At 73.7% G+C, this 21,195-nt stretch carries 20 protein-coding genes; 9 read left to right on the plus strand and 11 right to left on the minus strand.

The window, feature by feature from the left end; genetic code table 11:
* The 9 genes from ABZX11_RS34975 to ABZX11_RS35015 all read right to left on the minus strand — a co-directional run bounded on the left by ABZX11_RS34975 (nt 1) and on the right by ABZX11_RS35015 (nt 8,512).
* Nucleotides 1–180, minus strand: a complete 180-nt coding sequence (locus ABZX11_RS34975) for a hypothetical protein (protein ID WP_176169985.1) — start codon at nt 178–180, stop codon at nt 1–3.
* A 96-nt stretch (nt 181–276) separates the two neighbouring features.
* Complete coding sequence (locus ABZX11_RS34980) at nt 277–882, minus strand: NAD(P)H-dependent oxidoreductase (protein ID WP_354921300.1); 606 nt, start codon at nt 880–882, stop codon at nt 277–279.
* Entirely contained in the window at nt 879–2,189 is a 1,311-nt protein-coding gene (locus tag ABZX11_RS34985; protein ID WP_354921303.1) for a UDP-glucose/GDP-mannose dehydrogenase family protein, read from the minus strand. Before ABZX11_RS34985 ends, ABZX11_RS34980 begins: the two co-directional genes overlap by 4 nt.
* Nucleotides 2,182–3,132, minus strand: coding sequence for a glycosyltransferase family 9 protein (locus ABZX11_RS34990; protein ID WP_354921306.1), 951 nt, complete (start codon nt 3,130–3,132; stop codon nt 2,182–2,184). Before ABZX11_RS34990 ends, ABZX11_RS34985 begins: the two co-directional genes overlap by 8 nt.
* The gene (locus tag ABZX11_RS34995) at nt 3,123–3,809 is read right to left on the minus strand and encodes an SDR family oxidoreductase (protein WP_354921309.1); all 687 of its coding nucleotides are present in this window, start codon (nt 3,807–3,809) and stop codon (nt 3,123–3,125) included. The genes ABZX11_RS34990 and ABZX11_RS34995 overlap by 10 nt, the downstream gene beginning before the upstream one ends.
* A 27-nt stretch (nt 3,810–3,836) precedes the next feature.
* Entirely contained in the window at nt 3,837–5,204 is a 1,368-nt protein-coding gene (locus tag ABZX11_RS35000) for a PfkB family carbohydrate kinase (RefSeq protein ID WP_354921312.1), read from the minus strand.
* Entirely contained in the window at nt 5,201–5,761 is a 561-nt protein-coding gene (locus tag ABZX11_RS35005; RefSeq protein WP_176177666.1) for an SIS domain-containing protein, read from the minus strand. The genes ABZX11_RS35000 and ABZX11_RS35005 overlap by 4 nt, the downstream gene beginning before the upstream one ends.
* Nucleotides 5,761–7,434 (minus strand): carbamoyltransferase C-terminal domain-containing protein, encoded by a 1,674-nt coding sequence (locus ABZX11_RS35010; protein ID WP_354921315.1) that lies wholly within the window; start codon nt 7,432–7,434, stop codon nt 5,761–5,763. The genes ABZX11_RS35005 and ABZX11_RS35010 overlap by 1 nt, the downstream gene beginning before the upstream one ends.
* Nucleotides 7,435–7,546: 112 nt before the next feature.
* On the minus strand, nt 7,547–8,512 hold the full coding sequence (locus tag ABZX11_RS35015) for a UDP-glucuronic acid decarboxylase family protein (protein ID WP_354921318.1): 966 nt from the start codon (nt 8,510–8,512) through the stop codon (nt 7,547–7,549).
* 73 nt (nt 8,513–8,585) lie between these two features.
* Here ABZX11_RS35015 and ABZX11_RS35020 point away from each other — a divergent pair, with 73 nt between their 5' ends.
* From ABZX11_RS35020 to ABZX11_RS35030, 3 genes are read left to right on the plus strand one after another with little or no spacing between them, the layout of a single operon-like run.
* Nucleotides 8,586–9,443 (plus strand): polysaccharide pyruvyl transferase family protein, encoded by an 858-nt coding sequence (locus ABZX11_RS35020; protein ID WP_354921321.1) that lies wholly within the window; start codon nt 8,586–8,588, stop codon nt 9,441–9,443.
* Complete coding sequence (locus tag ABZX11_RS35025; RefSeq protein ID WP_176169976.1) at nt 9,440–10,306, plus strand: glycosyltransferase; 867 nt, start codon at nt 9,440–9,442, stop codon at nt 10,304–10,306. Before ABZX11_RS35020 ends, ABZX11_RS35025 begins: the two co-directional genes overlap by 4 nt.
* Nucleotides 10,285–11,175, plus strand: a complete 891-nt coding sequence (locus ABZX11_RS35030) for a glycosyltransferase (RefSeq protein WP_354921324.1) — start codon at nt 10,285–10,287, stop codon at nt 11,173–11,175. Before ABZX11_RS35025 ends, ABZX11_RS35030 begins: the two co-directional genes overlap by 22 nt.
* A 119-nt stretch (nt 11,176–11,294) precedes the next feature.
* On the opposite strand, the gene ABZX11_RS35035 is transcribed toward ABZX11_RS35030, so the two are convergent.
* Entirely contained in the window at nt 11,295–12,503 is a 1,209-nt protein-coding gene (locus ABZX11_RS35035; protein WP_354921327.1) for a glycosyltransferase family 1 protein, read from the minus strand.
* Between the two features lie 23 nt (nt 12,504–12,526).
* Nucleotides 12,527–13,468 carry a glycosyltransferase gene (locus tag ABZX11_RS35040; RefSeq protein ID WP_354921330.1) on the minus strand — a complete coding sequence of 314 codons (942 nt, stop codon included), beginning with the start codon at nt 13,466–13,468 and terminating at the stop codon, nt 12,527–12,529.
* 89 nt (nt 13,469–13,557) lie between these two features.
* Here ABZX11_RS35040 and ABZX11_RS35045 point away from each other — a divergent pair, with 89 nt between their 5' ends.
* From ABZX11_RS35045 to ABZX11_RS35070, 6 genes are all read left to right on the plus strand, one after another.
* A complete protein-coding gene (locus tag ABZX11_RS35045; RefSeq protein ID WP_176169972.1) occupies nt 13,558–14,172 on the plus strand; it encodes a DUF47 family protein in 615 nt (204 codons plus the stop codon).
* The gene (locus ABZX11_RS35050) at nt 14,173–15,168 is read left to right on the plus strand and encodes an inorganic phosphate transporter (protein WP_176169971.1); all 996 of its coding nucleotides are present in this window, start codon (nt 14,173–14,175) and stop codon (nt 15,166–15,168) included.
* 63 nt (nt 15,169–15,231) lie between these two features.
* Nucleotides 15,232–16,416: a zinc-dependent alcohol dehydrogenase gene (locus ABZX11_RS35055; RefSeq protein WP_176169970.1), complete on the plus strand. Its 1,185-nt coding sequence runs from the start codon at nt 15,232–15,234 to the stop codon at nt 16,414–16,416.
* Between the two features lie 22 nt (nt 16,417–16,438).
* Entirely contained in the window at nt 16,439–18,463 is a 2,025-nt protein-coding gene (locus ABZX11_RS35060; RefSeq protein WP_354921335.1) for a CocE/NonD family hydrolase, read from the plus strand.
* A gap of 34 nt (nt 18,464–18,497) precedes the next feature.
* On the plus strand, nt 18,498–19,571 hold the full coding sequence (locus ABZX11_RS35065; protein ID WP_354921338.1) for an NAD-dependent epimerase/dehydratase family protein: 1,074 nt from the start codon (nt 18,498–18,500) through the stop codon (nt 19,569–19,571).
* A gap of 18 nt (nt 19,572–19,589) precedes the next feature.
* Nucleotides 19,590–21,182 (plus strand): NAD(P)/FAD-dependent oxidoreductase, encoded by a 1,593-nt coding sequence (locus ABZX11_RS35070; RefSeq protein WP_354921341.1) that lies wholly within the window; start codon nt 19,590–19,592, stop codon nt 21,180–21,182.
* The last annotated feature ends 13 nt before the right edge of the window (nt 21,183–21,195 follow it).

Genomic DNA, 21,195 nt, shown 5'->3' on the forward strand with positions numbered 1-21,195 from the left:
CTACTGGATGGCGACGGCGTCGGCGTCGGAACGGTGCCGGCGGCAGGCCGTGCACACCATCGTCTGGCCCAGCAACGTGCCGTCGCCCGACACGAGCCGGGCGACGTGCAACGTGGGCAGTCCGCACTCTTCGCACGGGATGGGCTTGCTGTCACGGCTGATCATGACGCGGTTCGGCATGGCGGGGCCCCCTGACGAGGATCGAAGGTCCCGCCTGGTTACCCCGTGGCGTGCGCCACACTCTTCCGGCGCAGCGATGTCACTCGAACGGACTAGTCACTCGGCCGGATACTGCTGTTCGCGTAGCACGTTCGCCAGGTGGACGGCGTTGCGGACCAGGGTCGCGTTCGTCGAAGCCACGGCCTTCGGCGTCTCGTCGAGGTCCTGGTAGTCGCCACCCTGCATGGCCTCGCCGTTCCAGTAGGTCGCGCCCTGGGCCGGCACCGTGAAGCCGACGTCGTTCAGCGCCTGGAACAGGTCGGCGATGATCTTGTGCGCCCCGTCCTCGTTGCCCACCACCGCGGCCACCGCGACCTTGCCGAACATCGCCGGGCGGCCTTCGCCGTCCGTTTCGGACAGCTCGGCGTCGAGGCGTTCCAGAACCCGCTGCGCCACGCTCGACATGTGCCCGACCCACGTCGGGGTGGCGATCAGCAGGACGTCGGCGGCGGCGATCTTCCGCCGGATGTCCGGCCACGCGTCGCCGTCGCCCATGTCCGCCTCGACACCCGGGCGGACATCGTGGTCGACCACGCGGACCACCTCGCCCGTCGCGCCGCGTTCGGCGAACCCCTCGAGCAGCTGCCGCGCGATGAGGTCGCTGCTCGACTTCGCCGGTGACGGCTTGAGCGTGCAGGTCAGCGCGAGGACGCGCAGGGTCATGACTGCCTCCGGGGATGGGTGCCGACGCCGAGGTGGGCGAACCCCGCCTCGGCGAGGGCGGCGGGATCGAGCAGGTTGCGGGTGTCGACGACGACCGCGCGGTCGGCGGACGCGGCCAGCCGGGCCCAGTCGAGGTCCCGGAACTCGGGCCACTCGGTGAGCACGACCAGCGCCGCGGCGTCCTTGGCCACCAGGTACGGGTCGTCGACCACCTGGAGCGCGGCGGCGCCGGGCACGCACCCGACGGCCGGGTCGTGCGCGGTCAGCTCGGCACCCGCGCGGGCGAGGTCGTCGGCCACGGCCAGCGCGGGGGAGTCGCGCAGGTCGCCGGTGCCCGCCTTGAAGGCCAGGCCCAGCAACCCGATGCGGGCGCCGGCGAGTGACCCCGCCGGTGACCCGGTCACCGCCTGCCGCACGGCGCGGACCACCCGGGCGCGCTGCCGGGCGTTGACGCGGACCGCGTCCCGCAGGATGCCGAAGTCGACACCCGCCGACTCGGCCGCGTGCAGCAGGGCCGAGGTGTCCTTCGGCAGGCACGAACCGCCCCAGCCGGGGCCGGGGGCGAGGAAGCCGGGGCCGATCCGGGCGTCGAGGCCCATCGTCCGCGACACCTCGCGGATGTCCGCCCCGAACTGCTCGCACAGTTCGGCCAGGACGTTCACGTAGGACAGTTTCACCGCGAGAAACGCGTTGCTCGCGTACTTCGCGAGTTCCGCGCTGGCCGAGTCGGTCGCCACCACCGGGGCGCCGGTCGGCTCGTACAGCCGCGCGACCCGGTGCGCCGCCGGTGAAGCCGCCGGGTCGGTGCCGACCACCACCCGGTCCGGGTGCAGGAAGTCCTCGACGGCGTGGCCTTCCCGGAGGAACTCCGGGTTGGCCACCACGGGCAGGTCGTCGCGGCCCAGCAGGTGGGGCAGCCGCGCCGCGGTGCCGACCGGCACCGTCGACTTGGTGACCAGCACGCTGCCGGGCCGCAGCAGCCGGCCGAGCTGCGGCACGACCTGTTCGAGCACGCCGAGGTCGGGACGGCCGTCCGCGGCGGGCGGGGTGGGCAGGCACAGGAAGACGAGATCCGCGCCGTACAGCTCGGCCTGGGCGGTGGTGAAGCTCAGCGTCCGGTCGGCCAGCCCCTGGCCGACCAGCTCGGCGAGGCCGGGTTCGGCGATGGCCACCTCGCCCCGGCCCAGCTCGTGCACTTTGGACCCGTCGGCGTCCACGCAGGTGACGCGGTGCCCGAGCCGGGCGAAGCAGGCGGCACTGGTCAAGCCGACGTAGCCCGCGCCGACGATCCCGATGTGCTCACCCATGGGCCACCCGCATTTCCAGCGCCGAACGCGTCGCGGCCAGCACGCGCTCCTCGCCGAGCAGCAGCAGCCCGCCGTCCGGCTCCTCGCCGTGCGGGTCGCCGACGTTGCCCGCCCAGAGCACGACGTGCTGCCGCGCGGACGGCGGCGGTCCCCACAGGCGCGGTGGCGTGGGGCCGAACAGCAGCACCGACGGTGTGCCGAACGCCGTGGCGAGGTGCCCGACGCCGGTGTCGCCGCAGACGACCAGTGCCGCTCCGGCCACCAGCGCGGCCAGTTCCGCGAGGTCCGTGCGCCCGGCCAGCACGGCGTCGTCGCCGAGTCCGGCCGCTTCGGCGATCGAAATCGCCAGGTCGCGCTCGGCGGCGCTGCCGGTGAGCACCACGCGGTGCCCGTCCGCGGCCAGGTCACGGACGACGGTCGCGAACCGCTCCGGTGGCCAGCGCCGGGCCGGGAACGCCGCACCCGGGTGCACCACGACGGCGACCGGGGCCGGGCTCGGGCCCGGTGGCACGGGCAGGTGCAGGGCCGAGCGATCGGCTTCCAGGTGGGCGTACTCGACGAGCCGGCACCAGCGGTCGACCTCGTGCACGTCGTCGCGCCACTCGAGGCCGGGCACGTCGGGGAAGTCGGGGTGGCGGTGGGTCAGCAGCTCGGCGGGGTCGGCCTCCAGCAGGTCGTGGACGCTCTCCGGGCCGCTGCCGTGCAGGTTGACCGCCAGCCGCGGCGGCGGCCCGGGCCAGGCGAGCTCGCCGAGCCCGGGCGTCGGCAGCAGCTCGTCGACGGCGTCGATCAGCTCGACCAGGTCGCGCAGCTGCTCCGGCGCGGCCAGCACCAGCCGGTCGTCCGGGTACGCCGCCCGCAGGGCCCGCAGCGCGGGGACCGCGGTCAGCAGGTCCCCGACGCCGAGCGCGCGCAGCACGAGGACCGCGGAGCTCACGGCCACGACCCCTCCTCGGACGCGCACACGACCATCTCGCGGACTTCGGCGCCGGGCGGCTGCTGCAGTGCGAAGACGACGGTGTTCGCGACGTGCTCGGGCTGGTTGAGCTTCGCGTCCGGTGGCGGCTTGTACTGGTCGGTGCGGTCGTCGAAGAAGTGCGTCCACATCCCGCCGGGCACGAGCAGGGTGACGCCGACACGTCCGGCGAGCTCGGCGGCGAGCGCGCGGGTGAAGCCGACGACGCCGAACTTCGAGGCGCAGTAGGCGGTCGCGTCGCTCACCGCCTTGATGCCCAGCGTGGACGCCACGGTGACGACCGTGCCGTGCGAACGTTCCAGGTAGGGGAGCGCGGCGCGGATCACCGCGGCCGTGCCGAACAGGTTCACCTTGACGACCCGCTCCCAGTCCTCTGTGGACACTTCGCCGAGCGGCCCGCAGGCGTCGGTGCCGGCGGCGGTGAAGACGCCGTCCAGGCCACCCGCGCGCTCGGCGAGTTCCCGGACCGCCGCTTCGGTCGCGGCGGTGTCGGTGAGGTCGGCTTCGACGTACTCGGCCGGGTCGTCGGGGCGGACGCGGTCGAGGACGTAGGGGGTGCCGCCCGCCTTGCGGACGGCGTCGACGGTGGCGGCGCCGAGGCCGGACGCGCCACCGGTGATCAGGACGTTGCCGAGGGGTCGCATCGCACTCCTTCGAATGTCGGAGGGGGGTCAGGCACCGGCCGCCGCGGCGACCAGCCGCGACGTCGAGTAACCGGGCACGGTCGGGACGAGCACGACTTCGCCGCCGTGCCGTTCGACGACTTCGCGTTCGGGCAGGTCCGCCTCGGCGTAGTCACCGCCCTTGACCCACACGTCCGGACGCAGCTTCGCCAGGACGGCGGCGGGCGACGGTTCGTCGAAGACGGCGACCGCGTCCACGAAGGACAGCGCCGTGAGCAGCCGGGCCCGGTCGCGGTCACGGACCAGGGGGCGGCCGGGGCCCTTGAGGCCCCGCACCGAAGCGTCGGAATTGAGGCACACCACGAGCGCGTCGCCGAGGGCGCGGGCCTGCCGCAGCAGGCTGACGTGCCCGGGGTGCAGCAGGTCGAAGCAGCCGCCGGTGGCGATCAGCCTGCCACCGGTGGCGCGGATCCGTTCGGCGAGGCCGAAGGCGTCGGTCGCCGGCTGCGGGTCGGGCGCCGGGCCGTCGTCGGTGGACAGCGCGGTCGCGCCGCCGGCGGCGACGAACCGGGCGGCCGCCTCGACCGCCGTCACCACGGCTTCGGTCGTGTCCGCGCCGCCGAGCAGGGCCGCGGTGGCGGCGGCGGCGAACCGGTCGCCCGCCCCGCACGTGTCGGGCGCGGTGTGGCCAGGGGTCCGGGCCGCGGCCGGGACCGGGACGGTGGTTTCGCCGAGGCCGTCGGCGAGCACCGCCCCGGCGGACCCGACGGTCACGGCCACGGCGTCGGCGTGCCAGTGGCCGCGCAGCAGCTTGGCGAGCTCGGGCGGTTCCTCGTGCCCGGCCAGCACCGCGCGGGCCTCCGCCAGGTTCGGCGTGACCAGCCGCGTGCCCGGTACCGCCTGCGCGCCGCGCGGGTGCGGGTCCCAGACCACCGGGATCCGCTCGGCCAGCTCCCGCAGCAGCCGCCGGACGTCCGGGTTGCGCGTCAGGCCGCGGCCGTAGTCCGCGACGAGGATCGCGCCGGCGTCTTCCAGTACCTCCTGCACCCGGGTGGGCAGCGGGTCGGCGGTCGCCGTGCCGTCGCCGGAATCCAGGCGCAGCAACGACTGCCCGCCCGCGCGGACGCGGGTCTTGCACACCGTCGTGCCGCGCAACGGCAGCGGCAGCACGGTGACGTCCGGTTCCAGCAGCCCGCTGAGCGCGTGGCCGCCTTCGTCGTCGCCGAGCGGGGTGACCAGGACGACCTCGGCCGCGGACCGCGCGGCCAGCAGCGCGGCCAGACCGGCCCCGCCGGGGCGGCGGCGCCGGGCCGTCAGGTCGACCACCGGGACCGGCGCCTCCGGGCACAGCCGCTCGGCGGTGCCTTCGGCGTCGACGTCCAGCAGTGTGTCGCCCAGGACGACCAGCGGCTTCACGCGGTCACCCCGAGCGCGTCGTCGAGCGCCGCGCACAGGCCGTGCACCAGCGCCAGGTGCATCTCCTGGACGGTCGCGACGCTGGGCGCTTCGACCGTCACGGCGTCGTCGCACAGGGCGGCGAGCGGGTTCGGCGCGGGCCCGGTCAGCGCCCACGTCGTCACGCCGAGTTCGTGCGCCGCTTTCGCCGCGGCGACGACGTTCTGGCTGGTGCCGCTGGTGGACAGGCAGACCAGCACGTCACCCGGCCGCCCGTGCGCCCGCACCTGGCGGGCGAAGACCTCGTGGTCGCCGTAGTCGTTGACGATGGCCGTGGTCGCCGAGGTGTCGGCGTGCAGCGCGATGGCCGACAGCGGCCGCCGGTCGTCGCGGAACCGGCCGACGAGCTCGCCGGTCAGGTGCTGGGCTTCGGCCGCGCTGCCGCCGTTGCCGCAGGCGAGCAGCTTGCCGCCGGCCTCGAACACGCCGGCGAGGTGCCGGCCCCACGCAAGGATCTTGGGCGCGGATTCGCGGGCCCGGCCGGCGGCTTCGGCCAGCGCGGCGAGATGGTCTTCCATCACGGCACCTCCTTCTTCTCCGGCGACGCCGCGCCGGTTCGGGTGGGACGGGGCCGCCGGAGCACGAACGGCCCCAGCGCGAGCAGGTCGATCGGGGCCGAGCCGAAGCACTCGAGGGCGTCCCGCGGCGAGTCGACCATCGGGCGGCCCGCGGTGTTGAGGCTGGTGTTGATCACGACCGGCAGACCGGTCCGGCGCTCGAACGCGGCCAGCATCCGGGCCAGGACCGGGTCTTCGCGGTCCTCGACGGTCTGCACACGAGCCGTGCCGTCGACGTGCGTGACGGCGGGGATGCGGTCGCGCCAGTCTTCGGCGACGTCGTGCACGAACAGCATGTACGGGCTCGGCAGCGGGCCGCGCGTGAAGATTTCGCCCGCCCGCTCGGCCCGCACCATCGGCGCCACCGGGCGGAACTGCTCGCGGCCCTTCACGTCGTTGAGCCGCTCCAGGTTCGCCTTACGGCCCGGGTGGGCCAGCAGCGACCGGTGCCCCAGTGCCCGCGGGCCGAATTCGGCCCGGCCCTGGAACCAGGCGATCACTTCGTCGTTCGCCAGCGCTTCGGCCACTGTCTCGGCGAGGTCGTCCGGGCGTTCGTAGGGCAGCTTGGCCTTGATCAGGATTTCTTCGAGCTCGTCGTCGGTCCACCCGCGGCCGAGGCCGGCGTCGCCCATCGGCGCGCCGCGTTCCCCGGCGTCGGCGGCCAGCTGCAGCGCGGCGCCGAGCGCGGTGCCCGCGTCCCCGGCGGCGGGCTGCACCCAGATCCGGTCGAACGGGCCCTCGGCGTGCAGCCGCGTGTTGGCGACGCAGTTGAGCGCGATGCCGCCCGCCAGCGCCAGGTCGCGCTGGCCGGTCGACTCGTGCAGCCAGTCCGTCAGCTCCAGCAGGATGTCTTCGAGGACTTTCTGGACACTGGCGGCGAGATCCGCGTGCCGCCGGGTGAGTTCTTCGCCCGCTTCGCGGCGCGGAGCCAGATCGGCCAGGTTGACGCCGGCGGCGCGGAAGCCGCCGTCGCCGGTGACGTGGACGTGTTCGCAGAGCTCGTCGAGGAACTCCGGCGTGCCGTAGGAGGCGAGCGCCATCACCTTGTACTCGTCGCTCGACCGCGCGAACCCGCAGTGCTCGGTGAGGTCCTCGTAGAGCAGGCCGAGCGAGTGCGGCAGCTTCTGGGCCGCCAGCTCCTTGAACCGGCCGTCGCGGTACTCACCGGCCAGGTAGGACGTGCTCTCCCCGCGCCCGTCGGCGACGAGCACGGCGCAGTCGCCGAACGGCGCGGCGAGCGCGGCCGACGCGGCGTGCGCGACGTGGTGCCGGACGAACTTGACGATGCCGGGGTCGAGCCCGGGCAAGGCGGACTTCAGGAACAGGGGCGCGCGCCTGGCGAACTCCGTCCGCAGCTCCTCGCCGCTGGGGTCGTGGCCGGGCAGGCCCGGCTCGACCAGCGCGGGGTCGTAGGAGTACCCGACGGCGTCGAGGTCCTTCGCGGACAGTCCGGCTTGTTCCAGGCACCAAGCGGCGGCTTGGGCGGGCTGTTCCCACGTGGAGAACGGCACGGCCTGCTTGCCGTGCTTGCGGCGGCTGAACCGTTCCTCTTCCGCCGCGGCGACGATCTCCCCGTCCACCACCAGCGCTGCGGCGGGGTCGTGGAAGACGGCGTTGATCCCGAGTATGCGCATCGACCTGCCTCTGGCGTTTCGGTGCGGACTCGCAGGGCCCGCTCTCGCCTATAGCGCTACCCGGCGAAGTCGTTGATAAACGATGGCGCGCAAAAGGCCTGGGCGTCGCTACTCAGCGCGACGGCGCCCGGCGGAACCAAGCCGCAGTGCGACGGAGACCGTCGTCGGCGTCGACCTTCGGTTCCCAGCCGAGGGCGTCGCGGGCGAGGGTGATGTCGGGGCAGCGGCGCTGCGGGTCGTCGACGACGGCGTCGATGGGCTCGATCGGCGAGCTCGACCCGGTGATCTCCTTGATCCGCTCGGCCACCTGGCGGACGGTGAGCTCGTGCGGGTTGCCGATGTTGACCGGCCCGGGGTGGCCGGACCGGGCCAGCGCGAGGAGCCCGCGGACGGTGTCCTCGACGTAGCAGATGGACCGGGTCTGTTCCCCGGTGCCGGTGACGGTGATCGGCTCGTTCTTCAGCGCCTGGTCGAGGAAGGCGGGGATCATCCGGCCGTCGTGGGCGCGCATGCCGGGGCCGTAGGTGTTGAAGATCCGCGCGATGGCCGTGTCGACTTCGTATTCGCGGCGGTAGGCCGAGGTCAGCGCTTCGGCGTAGCGCTTGGCTTCGTCGTAGACGCTGCGTGGCCCGATCGGGTTGACGTTGCCCCAATACCCTTCCTGCTGCGGGTGTTCCAGCGGATCGCCGTAGACCTCGCTGGTCGAGGCGAGCACGAACCGGGCGCCGGTGCGGCGGGCCAGTTCGAGCGCGTTCTCGGTGCCGTGGGAGCCCGCGCGCAACGTCTCGATCGGCAGCGCGAGGTAGTCGCGGGGCGACGCGGCCGAGGCCAGGTGGAACACGACGTCGGTCTCGCAGTTCAGCGGCATCGGCTGGGTGACGTCGTGGCGCACGAACCGGAACCGCTCGTGGCGGCGCAGGTGGTCGAGGGTGTCCGCCGAAGACGTCACCAGGTTGTCCACGGCGATCACTTCGATGTCCTCTTCGAGCAGCAGCTCGCACAGGTGGGCGCCGACGAAGCCGGCACCCCCGGTCACCACCGCACGCCCGAACCGCCTGGTCACTCCCGGATCCGTCATGCCGAGGCGGCTACCCGGCGCCGGTGGCCGCAAAACCGTGTAAGGGGGTGGTGAGCGGGTAAGCGTCCCGACCATGCGAGTTCTGCTCACCGGTTGGGCCAGTTTTCTGCACGGCGAAGCGACGGCGGGTGACGTCCTGAGCCTGCGCGCGGCCGGTACGGCGCTGGCGGAGGCGGGGATCGACCACTCGGTCGCGTGGAGCCCCGGCTTCCGGCCCGGCACCCTGCACCTGCCCGACGCGCCCCCCGACGACTACACGCACCTCGTCTTCGTCTGCGGCCCGGTCCACGGGCCGCAGGTGCGTTCACTGCACGAGCGCTACGCGTCCTGCCGCCGGATCGCGGTCGGCGTGTCCGTCCCCGACGCCGAAGACCCGGCGGTGACGGGCTTCCACCGGGTGCTGCCGCGCGACGACGGCAGCACCGCCGAACTCGACCTGGCGCTGGGGGCGCCGGTGTCACCCGCTCCGGTGCTGGGGGTGATCCTGGCGCCGCACCAGCCGGAGTACCGCGACGCGGGACGGCACGACGACGTCCACGCGGCACTGACCGGCTGGCTCGCCGGGCTGGACTGCGCCCGGGTGCCGCTGGACACCCGTCTCGCGCACGAGGACTGGGAGCGGTGCGCGACCCCGGACCAGTTCGCCGCCCTGGTGTCCAAAATGGACGCCGTGGTGACGACCCGGCTGCACGGCCTGGTCTTCGGGCTCAAGGCCGGGGTGCCGGTGCTCGCCGTCGACCCGGTGGCCGGCGGCGGCAAGGTGACCGCGCAGGGCAAGGCACTGGACTGGCCGGTGGTGGCCGCCGAAGAAGTCGCCGACCCGGCGTTGCTCGACGCCCGGCTCAAGTGGTGCCTGTCGGCGCCGGTGCGCCCGCCCGCGCACCCGCCGTCGCTGGCCGCGTTGGTGGCCGAGCTGGTGGGATCGCGGTGAGCGCGCGCACGACCGTCGTCATCGCCACCCGCAACCGCGCCGGCGAGCTGGCCCGCACCCTGACCCAGCTGTCCTCTTTGGACCCGCCACCGCCGGTCGTCGTGCTGGACAACGCCTCCGGGGACGACACGGCCGAGGTCGCCCGGCGGCACGGATCCGTGCGGGTGATCAGCCTGCCGCAGAACCTCGGCGCGGCCGCGCGCACCCTCGGCGTCATCGCGGCCGAAACACCGTACGTCGCCTTCAGTGACGACGATTCGTGGTGGGCGCCCGACGCGCTGACCGAGGCGGAGCGGATCTTCGACGAGCACCCGCGGACCGGCCTGCTCGCCGCGCGCACCCTCGTCGGCCCGGAGTGCCGGGACGACCCGGTGACGCCGGAGATGGAGCGCAGCCCGCTCGGCCACCCCGACGGTGCTCCCGGGCCGCTGGTGCTCGGCTTCCTGGCCTGCTCCGCGATCGTGCGGCGCTCGGCGTACCTGCAGGTGGGCGGCTTCAGCCCGCTGCTGCACTTCGGCGCCGAGGAACAGCTGCTGGCCTACGACCTGGCCGCACGCGGCTGGGAGGTCTGCTACGTCGGGCACCTGCGCGCCCACCACCACCCGTCCCGGTCGCGGCCGCCGTCGGCGTGGCGCCGCCGGGCCGAGCTCCGCAACCGGCTGCTGATCGCCGTGCTGCGGCGGCCACCGCGCGTCTGCCGTCGCGAGGTGGCCCGGACACTCGTGCAGGCGCCCGGCGCCGTCCTGGGCGCGGTCCCGAGGCTGCCGCGTGCGCTGAGCTCCCGGCGTGTCCTGCCCGCCCACGTCGAACACCAGGCCCGGACTCTGGAAAGGACCGCCGAATGGCGCGAATCTCGGTCGTGATCATCACCTGCAACCGCCGCGAGCAGTTGCGCGAGACGCTGGCGCACATGACGTCCTTGCCGGACGCGGCGCCCCTGTTCGTCGCCGACAACGGTTCCGCGGACGGGACGGCCGACATGGTCGCCCGGGAGTTCCCCGAGGTCCGGTTGTTCCGGCTCGCGGAGAACCTGGGTGCGGTGGCCCGCAACGTCGCCGTCGAGGAGGTGACGACCCCGTACGTCGCTTTCTGCGACGACGACACGACGTGGCAGCCCGGTGCGTTGACCCGGGCCGCCGACCTGCTGGACGAGTTCCCCGGCCTCGGCTCGGTGACCGGGCGCTGCCTGGTCGAGCCCGGCCTGGCCGAGGACCCGATCACGCCGGAGCTGCGCGAGTCGCCCGTGCCGGGCCCGGACTGGCTGCCGGGGCCGGCGCTGCTCGGCATCATGGCGGGCCTGACGGCGGTGCGCGTCAGCGCGTTCCGCGAGGTCGGCGGCTTCTCGACCCGGATGTGGCTCGGGGGAGAGGAGGAGCTGTTCGCACTGGACCTCGCGGCGCGGGGCTGGTGGATGTGCTGGGCCGAGGACGTCGTGATCCACCACGCGCCGTCCAAGCTGCGCGACCCGCGGCACCGCCGCCGCCTTGGCATCCGCAACACGCTGTGGACACTGCTGCTGCGCCGCCCCTGGCCCGCGGTCTTCCGCCGCGGCCGTGACGTGCTGCGCACCGCGCCCCGGGACCGGGCCACGGCGGCAGCGCTGCTGGACGTGGCCCGCGGCCTGCCCTGGGTGGTCCGGGACCGCCGGGTGGTCCCGCCGCACGTCGAGCACGGCCTGCGCCTGCTGGAAGCACCCCAGCGGGAGTCGAAGGCCCGTCGTTACGTGGGCTGAACCGGAAGGGTCGGCCTGCGTACCCGGAGGGTCGGCCTGCGTGCCTGGAGGGTCGGCTCACGAACCGACTGTCCAGGTACGCGAGCCGACCCTTCCGGTACGCGGACCGACCCTCCGGGTCAGCGGGCCTCGGCCGTGATCGCGGTTTCCGGGACCAGCTTGTGGTACGCGCGGAGCGTGTCCGCGGCGACGCGGTCCCACGAGTACCGGGCCACCGCCCGGTCGTGGCCCGCGGTGCCGTAGGCGTGGCAGAGCGCCGGGTCGTCGATCAGCCGCCGGACGCGGGACGCCAGCTCCTTCGGCTGGTGCGGGCGGACCAACAGGCCGGTGACGCCGTCGACCACCGTGTCGGTCAGGCCGCCCACCGCGGCCGCCACCACCGGGACACCGCAGGCCATCGCCTCCAGCGGCACGATCCCGAACGGCTCGTACCACGGGGTGCACACGACCGCGTCGGCCGAGCGCAGCAGGGCAGGCATCTCGTCGCGTGAGACCTGGCCCGGCCAGCGGACACGGTCGCCGACGCCGAGCCGCTCGGCGAGCTGCCGCAGCCGACCCGCCTCGGGGTCTTGGGACAGCTTCCCGCGCTCCGGGCCACCGGCGATCACGAGCTCGGTGTCCGGCAGCTGGGCCAGCGCGGTGATCGCGATGTCGAACCCCTTGCGCGGGACCAGCCGTCCGACGGCGACCAGCCGGTGCGGGAGGCGGCGGCGGGCGACCGGCCCGTCGGGGGAGAAGCGATCGAGGTCGACGCCGCAGGGCACGATCGAGATCCGGGACCGCGGCACGCCGAGGCGGGACAGCTCGAAGACCTCGTCGGAGCAGGTGGCGATCACGCGCCCGGCCTGCCGCCCGATGATCCGCTCCAGCCGGATCCGGTCGGCCGGGCTGGTGTCCTGGTCGCCCTGGTAGCGCTTCTTGACCACGCCCAGCGCGTGGAAGGTCTGGGCCACCGGCGTCCCGGTCGCGCTCGCCGCCAGCGAGGTCGCCAGCCCGGACATCCAGAAGTGCGCGTGCGCCAGGTCGGGCTGCTCGATCGCCCACCGGTCCCGCAGGAAGCTGCCGAACTCGCCCATGTAGGGCAGGAGGTGGTCCTTCGGCTCCTTGCGGGCCGGGCCGGCGGGCACGTGCACGACGCGGTAGCCCTGCGGCGTCCGCACCTCCGGCGGCTCGTCGCGGCTCTCCCGGCGCGTGTAGACGGTGACCTCGTGACCCGCGCGCACCAGCGCGGCGGACAGCTCCGCGACGTGCACGTTCTGGCCGCCGGCGTCGGCTTCGCCCAGCGCGGCGAGGGGATTGGCGTGCTCGGACACCATCGCGATCTTCATCGGTGAGGCGTTCCCTTCACAGGTCAGCGGGCCGTCTCGGCGAGGAGGTGGTCCCAAGCGGTCAGGAATGCGTCGAGCCCGTAGTGCTTCAGGGCGTGTTCGCGGGCGTTCTTGCCGGCGAGCGCCGCGAAGTCGGGCTCGTTCAGCAGCTCGCGGAAGCCCCGCGCCAGCACGGAGACGTCGGTGGACAGCACGCCCGCGTCGGCAGGCACCGCCTCGACCGCCTCGGTGGCGGCGAAGACGACGACCGGCATCGCCAGGTGCATGGCCTCCAAAAGGGACAGTCCCAGCGACGTCCACCGGGCGGTGTGCAGGTAGACGCGGCGGCGGGCGATCTCGTCGTGCAGCCTCGGCGCCGGGACGTCGCCCAGGCCCCGCAGCGGCGCGCCGAGTTCCTCGGTGCCCATGCCGAACACGTCCACCGGGGTCTGCCCGGCGAGCGTGCCGAGCAGGTCGGCGCCGGTGACGCGCTCCCGGCGCACCGGCTCGTTGATCATCGACACCCCGGCTGCGAGCTCGCCGGTGTAGCGCGGCCCCGGATCGGGGATGCCGTGCGGCACGACGGTGACCGGCGCGCGGCCGCAGTCCCACATCGCCGCGTTGAAGTGGGTCACGTGCGCGACGGTGATGTCGGACCGGCCGGCGAGGGGGTGCTCGCTGGACGCGGCGTACGGCCGGGGCGCGTTGTGTTCCACGTAGACGGCCGGCACGCCAAGGCGGGCGGCGAATTCCAGCTCCTCGGGGCGTTGCAGCACGACGACGTCGGGCTCGGCCTCGGCCAGCCGGTCCAGCGGAACCTCGGTCGCGGAAGGCCAGTTCCGCCCGGCCTTGCCGAGGCCCCAGGGCGCACCGTCGGGGGAGACGGGCAGGAGGTAGTCGTGGCGGCCGCGGACGAAAGCGTCGGTCCACGAGCCGTGCACGTGCCAGAGCAGTACTCTCAGGCGCCGGGATCCGGGATCGGTCATGACTCCTGGTTTCCCGGAGATCGGCCGTTAAACGTACGGCCGGACGGGGTACCCGGCCCCGGACGGGCGTGCGCGACGAAGGGACATCCATGCGCTTCACCCCACGGGGCACCCGGTTTTTCGACCTCCTCGCCGAAGCGGCGAAGAACCTCGTCGCCGGGACCGCGTTGCTCAGGGAACTCGTGGCCGCCGACCCGGGCGACCGGGAACCGATCGCGAAACGCCTGCACGAAGTCGAACACCAGGGCGACGAGCTGACGCACACGATCATGGTGGAGCTCAACAGCTCGTTCGTGACGCCGTTCGACCGCGAGGACATCCAGGCCCTCGCCGCCAAGATCGACGACGTACTGGACTTCATGGACACCGCGGCCGACCTGGCCGTGCTGTACCGGATCGGGGCGTTCCCGCCCGGGACCGACGTCCTGCTCCGCGTGCTCTGCCGAGCCGCCGAGCTGACCGCGGCGGCGATGCCCGGACTGTCCAAGGTGGGCGAACTGGAGCCGTTCTGGATCGAGATCAACGAGCTGGAGAACGAGGCCGACCGCGTCTACCGGCGGATACTGGCCCACCTGTTCGAGCCGGGCGGGGACGCGCTCGAGGTGCTGAAGACCAAGGAGGTCGTCGAGCAGTTCGAGCTGGCCGCGGACGGGTTCGAGCACCTGGCCGACGTGGTGCAGACCATCGCGGTCAAGGAGTCCTGAGTGACGGGGACCGCCGCACTGGTCACCGTGATCGTGCTGACGCTCGTCTTCGACTACACCAACGGGTTCCACGACGCGGCCAACGCCATCGCCAGCGCGGTGTCGACCCGGGCGCTCACCCTGCGCGCGGCCCTCGTGCTGGCGGCGGTGATGAACCTGGCGGGCGCGCTGCTGTCCACCGGCATCGCCGCGACAGTGGCCAAGGGGATCATCGACGTCCCGGCCGGGCCGGACGCGCTCACCGTGGTCTTCGCCGCGCTGCTGGGGGCGATCACCTGGAACCTGATCACCTGGTACTTCGGGCTCCCGTCGTCGTCCTCGCACTCGCTGATCGGCGGGATGGTCGGCGCGGCGCTGGCCGCGGCGAGCACCGTGCACTGGGCGGGGATCGCCGAGAAGGTGCTGATCCCGATGGTGGCGTCGCCGCTGCTGGGGCTCGGGCTGGGCTACCTGGCGATGGTCGCCGCGCTGTGGCTGCTGCGGCGGGCGAACCCGCACCGCAGCGGCCGGGTGTTCCGCCGGTTCCAGATCGTCTCCGCCTCGGCGCTGGCGCTCGGCCACGGCCTGCAGGACGCGCAGAAGGGCATGGGCGTGATCGTGCTGGCCCTGGTGGCGGCCGGCGAGCAGTCGACGTTCTCGGTGCCGTTGTGGGTGACCCTGGCCTGCGCCGGGGCCCTGTCGCTGGGCACCTATTCGGGTGGCCTGCGGATCATGCGGACGCTCGGCAGGCGGGTCTTCCCGCTCGACCCGCCGCACGGGTTCGTCGCGGAGTCGGTGGCGTCGTCGGTGTTGTACGTGACGGCGTTCGCGGTGAAGGCCCCGATCTCGACGACGCACGTCATCACGGCCGCGATCATGGGCGTCGGCGCGACCCGCCGGCTGTCGGCGGTGCGCTGGGGGATCGCGCGCGACATCGTGCTCGGCTGGGTGCTGACCTTCCCGGCCGCCGCGGCCGTGGCCGCCGCCGTCTACCTGGTCGCCGACCTGATCACCTGAGTTTGGCTCCCGCCGCTCCCGGGAAGCCGGGACGGAGACCCCGTCCGCGGAAGAGGGAGAGCCATGAAGGCAGTGACCTGGCACGGCAAGCGCGACGTCCGCGTGGAGGAGGTGCCGGACCCGAAGATCGAGGAAGCCACGGACGCGGTCGTGCGGATCACCTCGACCGGGATCTGCGGCTCGGACCTGCACCTGTACGAGGTGCTGGGCGCGTTCATGACCGAGGGTGACATCCTCGGCCACGAGCCGATGGGCGTCGTCGAGGAGGTCGGGCCGGAGGTCACGCACATCAAGCCCGGTGACCGCGTGGTGATCCCGTTCAACATCTCCTGCGGTCACTGCTGGATGTGCGAGCGCGGCCTGCAGTCGCAGTGCGAGACCACCCAGGTCCGCGAGCAGGGCAAGGGCGCGGCGCTGCTGGGCTACACCAAGCTCTACGGCCAGGTCCCCGGCGGCCAGGCCGAGTACCTGCGGGTGCCGCAGGCCCACTACGGGCCGATCAAGGTCCCGGACGGGCCGCCGGACGAGCGGTTCGTCTACCTTTCCGACGTCGTCCCGACCGCGTGGCAGGCCGTCGAGTACGCGAACGTCCCCGACGGCGGCACGGTCGTGGTCTTCGGCCTCGGCCCGATCGGGCAGATGAGCTGCCGGATCGCCCGGCACCGCGGCGCCGGCCAGGTGATCGGCGTCGACCTGGTGCCCGAGCGGCTCGCCCGGGCCCGCGAGCACGGCGCCACCGCGCTCGACACGCGCGACCACAAGGAAATCGGCGAGGCCATCCGCCAGCTGACGCACGGGCGCGGCGCGGACTCGGTGATCGACGCGGTCGGCATGGAGGCGCACGGTGCCCCGGTCGGCAAGCTGGCGCACACCCTCGTCGGGCTGCTCCCGCAGCCGCTGGGGGAGAAGATCACCGAGAAGGCCGGGATCGACCGGCTCAGCGTGCTCTACGCGGCCATCGACAGCGTCCGCCGCGGCGGCACGATCTCGCTGTCGGGCGTCTACGGCGGGATGGTCGACCCGATCCCGATGATGGAGCTGTTCGACAAGCAGATCCAGCTGCGGATGGGCCAGGCCAACGTCCGGCGTTGGCTCGACGACCTCATGCCGGTGCTCACCGGCGACGGCGACCCGCTCGGCGTCGAGGGTTTCGCCACGCACAAGCTGCCGCTGACCGAGGCGCCCCGCGCGTACGACATCTTCCAGAAGAAGCTGGACGGCGCCCAGAAGATCCTGCTGCAGCCGTAACCCCCGGGGAGGGAACCGACTTTTGCGAGCCGTCACCTCGCTGCCCTGTGCCATCACCGAGGAGGACCACGTCCGGATCCCGGTGTCCGACGGGATCGTGCTGTCCGCGCGCATCCGGCGGCCGGTCTCGTCGGACACCGAGCCGGTGCCGGCGATCCTCGAGTACATCCCCTACCGCAAGCGCGACCTCACCGCGCCCCGCGACTCGATCCACCACCCCTACCTCGCCGGGCACGGGTACGCCTGCGTGCGCGTGGACATCCGCGGCACCGGCGAATCCGAGGGCGTCCTGGCCGACGAGTACCTCGAACGCGAGCAGCTCGACGCCGAGGAGGTCCTCGAGTGGATCGCCGGGCAGCCGTGGTGCACCGGCGACACCGGGATGATGGGGATCTCCTGGGGCGCGTTCGCCGCGTTGCAGGTCGCGGCGCGGAAGCCGCCGAGCCTGCGCGCGATCGTGATCTCGTCGTTCACCGACGACCGCTTCGCCGACGACATGCACTACATGGGCGGCTGCCTGCTCTCGGACAACGTCGCCGAGTCGGGGACGATGTTCGCCTACGCCACCCTGCCGCCCGACCCGGCCGTCGTCGGCGAGCGCTGGCGGGAGATGTGGCGGGAGCGGCTGGACGACTGCAGCCTGTGGATCGGCAACTGGCTCGGCCACCAGCGCCGCGACGGCTACTGGCGGCACGCGTCGGTGTCGGAGAACTACCATGACGTCCAGGTGCCGGTGCTGGCCTCCAGCGGCTGGGCCGACGGCTACTCCAACGCCGTGATCCGGCTGCTGGCCCACCTCGACGTGCCCCGCCGCGGGCTGATCGGGCCGTGGTCGCACAAGTACCCGCACCTGGGCGAGCCGGGCCCGGCCATCGGCTACCTCCAGGAGGTCGTCAAGTGGTGGGACCACTGGCTGCGCGGTGAGGAGAACGGCGTGATGGACGCGCCGATGCTGTGCACGTGGCTGCAGGAGAGCGTGCCGCCGTCGACGTCGTACGAGGACCGGCCCGGCCGCTGGGTCGGGGAGGCGACCTGGCCGTCACCGCACGTGGAGCCGCAGGTGCTGCCGCTGGCCCGGCACCGGCTCGCGCGGCCCGGCGAGACCGTCCCCGACGAGGCCCTCACCGTGTCGTCGCCGCTGTCGGTGGGGCAGTTCTCGGGGAAGTGGGCGTCCTACAGCGCCCCGCCGGACCTGCCCTACGACCAGCGCGAGGAGGACGGCGGGTCGCTGGTCTTCGACACCGACGTGCTCACCGAGCGCTGCGAGATCCTCGGCTCGCCGAAGGTGCGGCTGGAGGTCTCGGCCGACCAGCCGGTCGCGATGATCGCGGCGCGGATCTCGGACGTCGCGCCGGACGGGCGGGCGACCCGCGTCACCTACGGGCTGCTCAACCTGACCCACCGCGACGGGCACGACGAGCCGGCGCCGCTGGAGCCGGGGCAGCGGTACGACGTCGAGATCGAGCTGAACGCCGTGGCGCAGGCTTTCCCGGCCGGGCACCGGATCCGGCTGTCACTGTCCACTTCGTACTGGCCGCTGGCCTGGCCGCCGCCGTCGCCGGTGCTGCTGAGTGTCCACACCGGACACAGCGGGCTGGAGCTGCCGGTGCGCCCAGTCGCCGAGCCGGACGAGCTGCCGCCCCGGCCGTTCGGCGAACCCGAAGGCGCGCCGCCGATGGCGGTGACCGCGGTGACACCGGGGGAGCAGCGCTGGACCGTCTCGCGGGACCTCGTCGACTACCGCTCGGCGCTGGACATCGTGAAGAACGCCGGGACCGTCCGGTTCGACGACCTCGACCTGGAGGTCACCCGGGACGTCCGCGAGCGGTACAGCTGGGTGGCCGACGACTTCGGCTCGCCGGTGGCGGAAACCGCGTGGGACGTCACCTTCGCCCGCGGCGACTGGGTGGCGCGCAGCGTGACCCGCACCCGGGTGTCCTGCACTGACACCGAGTTCGTCGTCGACGCGCAGCTCGACGCCTACGAGGGCGCGCGGCGGATCGTGTCGCGGAACTGGCACGAGCGGATCCCGCGCGATCTCGTCTGAGTTTCACCGCCGCCACACGGGGTAAGCCTTCCGGGTGCGTATCGTGATCACCGGAGCCACCGGGAACGTCGGGACGGCGCTGCTGGCCGCGCTCGAGCCCGGCCACGACGTGGTCGGGCTCGCGCGGCGGCTGCCGGACACGACGGCCGAGCCGTACCGCCGCGCGGGCTGGCGGGCCGTCGACGTCGGCCTGCCCGGGGCGGAGGAGGAGCTGGCGGAGGTGTTCGCCGGCGCGGACGCCGTCGTGCACCTGGCGTGGGCGATCTCGCCGGAGCGGGGTGACCCGCCGATGTGGCGCACCAACGACCACGGCACCCGGCACGTGCTCGCCGCCGTCGCGGGCGCCGGTGTGCCGCACCTCGTCGTCGCCTCGTCCGTGGCCGCCTACGGGCCGGCGCCCCGCTGGGAAAAGGTGGCCGAGGACTGGCCGTGCGACGGTATCGCGGGCAGCGCCTACAGCCGTGGCAAGGCCGCGCTGGAGACGTTGCTGGACCGGTTCGGCGAGAAGTACCCGCAGGTCAAGCTGGCGCGGATCCGTCCGTGCGCGATCCTGCACCGGGCCGCGGCCGGCGAGTTCGCGCGCTGGCTGCTCGGCCCGGCCGTGCCCGCGCACCTCGTCGGCGGGCGGCGGCTGCCGGTTCCGCTGTGGACGGATCTGCGGGCGCAGATCGTGCACAGCACCGACGTCGCCGAAGCGATCCGGCTGATCCTCGACCAGGGGTTCGCCGGCGCGGTCAACCTCGCCGCGCCGGAGGTGCTCGACGCCGACGCGCTGGCCGGTGTCCTCGGGGGAACCCGCCTGCCGGTGCCGAAGCCCGCGGTGCAGCTCGCGACCCGGGCCGCCTGGCTGGGCGGCGTGGTCCCGCTGCACCCCGGCTGGCTCGAACTGGCCGATCGCGCCGCCCTCGCCGACACCACGCTGGCGGAGACCGCGCTGGGCTGGCAACCTCGGTATGACGCCGCGGCCGCGCTCGCCGACCTGGTCGCCGGGCTCCGGTCGGGCGCGGGGGCGGCGAGCCCGCCCCTGGCCCCGCCGCGCCGCGACGGGGTACTGGCCCGGCTCCGCTCGCTCACCCGGGTCGGGCCGAGCCACCAGTCGCAAGCCTGAGGCAGCCGGGAGGCCGGAGTGAGTACGGAAGCCGTCGACGCGGTGGTGATCGGCGCCGGGCACAACGGCCTGGTGGCGGCGAACCTCCTGGCCGACGCCGGGTGGTCGGTGCTGGTCCTGGAGGCGACCGAGTACGCCGGCGGCTCGGTCCGGACCGCCGAGGTGACCGAGCCGGGCTTCCGCAACGACCTGTTCAGCGCGTTCTACCCGCTCTCGGCGGTGTCACCGGTGATCCGGGGGCTGGGGCTGGAGGAGCACGGGCTGCGCTGGCGGCACGCGCCCGACGTGCTCGCGCACGTGCTGCCCGACGACCGCTGCGCGGTGCTTTCCCGCGACATCGACCGCACGGCCGCGTCGGCCGACGAGTTCGCCCCGGGCGACGGCGCCGCCTGGCGGCAGTTGTCCGCGCAATGGCAGGAGATCCGCGAGCCGTTGCTGGACGCGCTGTTCACGCCGTTCCCGCCGGTGCGTCCGGCACTGAAGCTGCTGCGCCGCACCGGAACCGGTGATGCCTTGCGGCTGGCGCGCATGCTGACGCTGCCCGCGCGCCGCTTCGGTGACGAGGTGTTCGCCGGCGAAGGCGCGAAGCTGCTCCTGGCCGGGAATTCCGCGCACAGCGACCTTTCCGTCGACAACGCCGGCAGTGCGGTGTTCGGCTGGCTGCTCGCGATGATCGGGCAGGACAAGGGTTTCCCGGTGCCCGAGGGTGGCGCCGGCGAGCTGGCCGCAGCGCTGGTGCGCCGGCTCGAGTCGCGGGGCGGTCGCGTCCACTGTGGACGCCCGGTGCAGTCGGTGCTCGTCGGTGGCGGGCGGGCGCTGGGCGTGCGGGACGCGGCCGGTGACCCGGTCCGGGCGCGCAGGGCGGTGCTGGCCGACGTGCCCGCGCCGGTGCTGTACCGCGAACTGGTGGGGGAGGAGTGGCTGCCGTCCCGGCTGGTCGAAGACCTGGACAAGTTCGAATGGGACAGCGCGACGGTGAAGGTGGACTGGGCGCTGTCCGGCCCGATCCCGTGGACGGCGGAGGCGGCCCGCGGAGCGGGCACGATCCACCTCGGAACGGACCTCGACGGGCTTTCGGCGTTCGGCGGCGAGCTCGCCCGTGGCCGCACCCCGCGCCGTCCGTTCCTGCTGCTCGGCCAGATGACGACGAGCGACCCGTCCCGCTCACCGGCGGGCACCGAGGCGGCGTGGGCGTACACGCACGTACCGCGCGGCTCGATGGAGGGCCGCGGGGCGCTGGAGCGGCGGGTCAAGCGGATCGAGGAGACGGTGGAGGCCAACGCACCGGGCTTCACGGCCCTGATCAAGGCCCGCTACGCGCAGGGGCCGGCCGAGCTGGGAGGGCACAACCCGGGCCTGGTGGGCGGCGCGATCAACGCGGGCACGACGGCGATCCACCAGCAGCTGTTCTTCCGCCCGGTGCCGGGGACGGGCCGCGCGGACACCCCGGTGGACCGGCTGTACCTGGCGGGAGCATCGGCCCACCCGGGCGGAGCGGTCCACGGAGGCCCGGGAGCGAACGCGGCCCGCGCGGCACTGGCCAGGGCGGGGGTCCTGGGCGGTGGGTACGCGGCGGTGATCCGGGCGGCACACCGCGCGATCTACGGCTGAGGTCGGGGGCCTG

The organism is Amycolatopsis sp. NPDC004169 (assembly GCF_040610315.1).
Taxonomy (GTDB): Bacteria; Actinomycetota; Actinomycetes; order Mycobacteriales; family Pseudonocardiaceae; genus Amycolatopsis.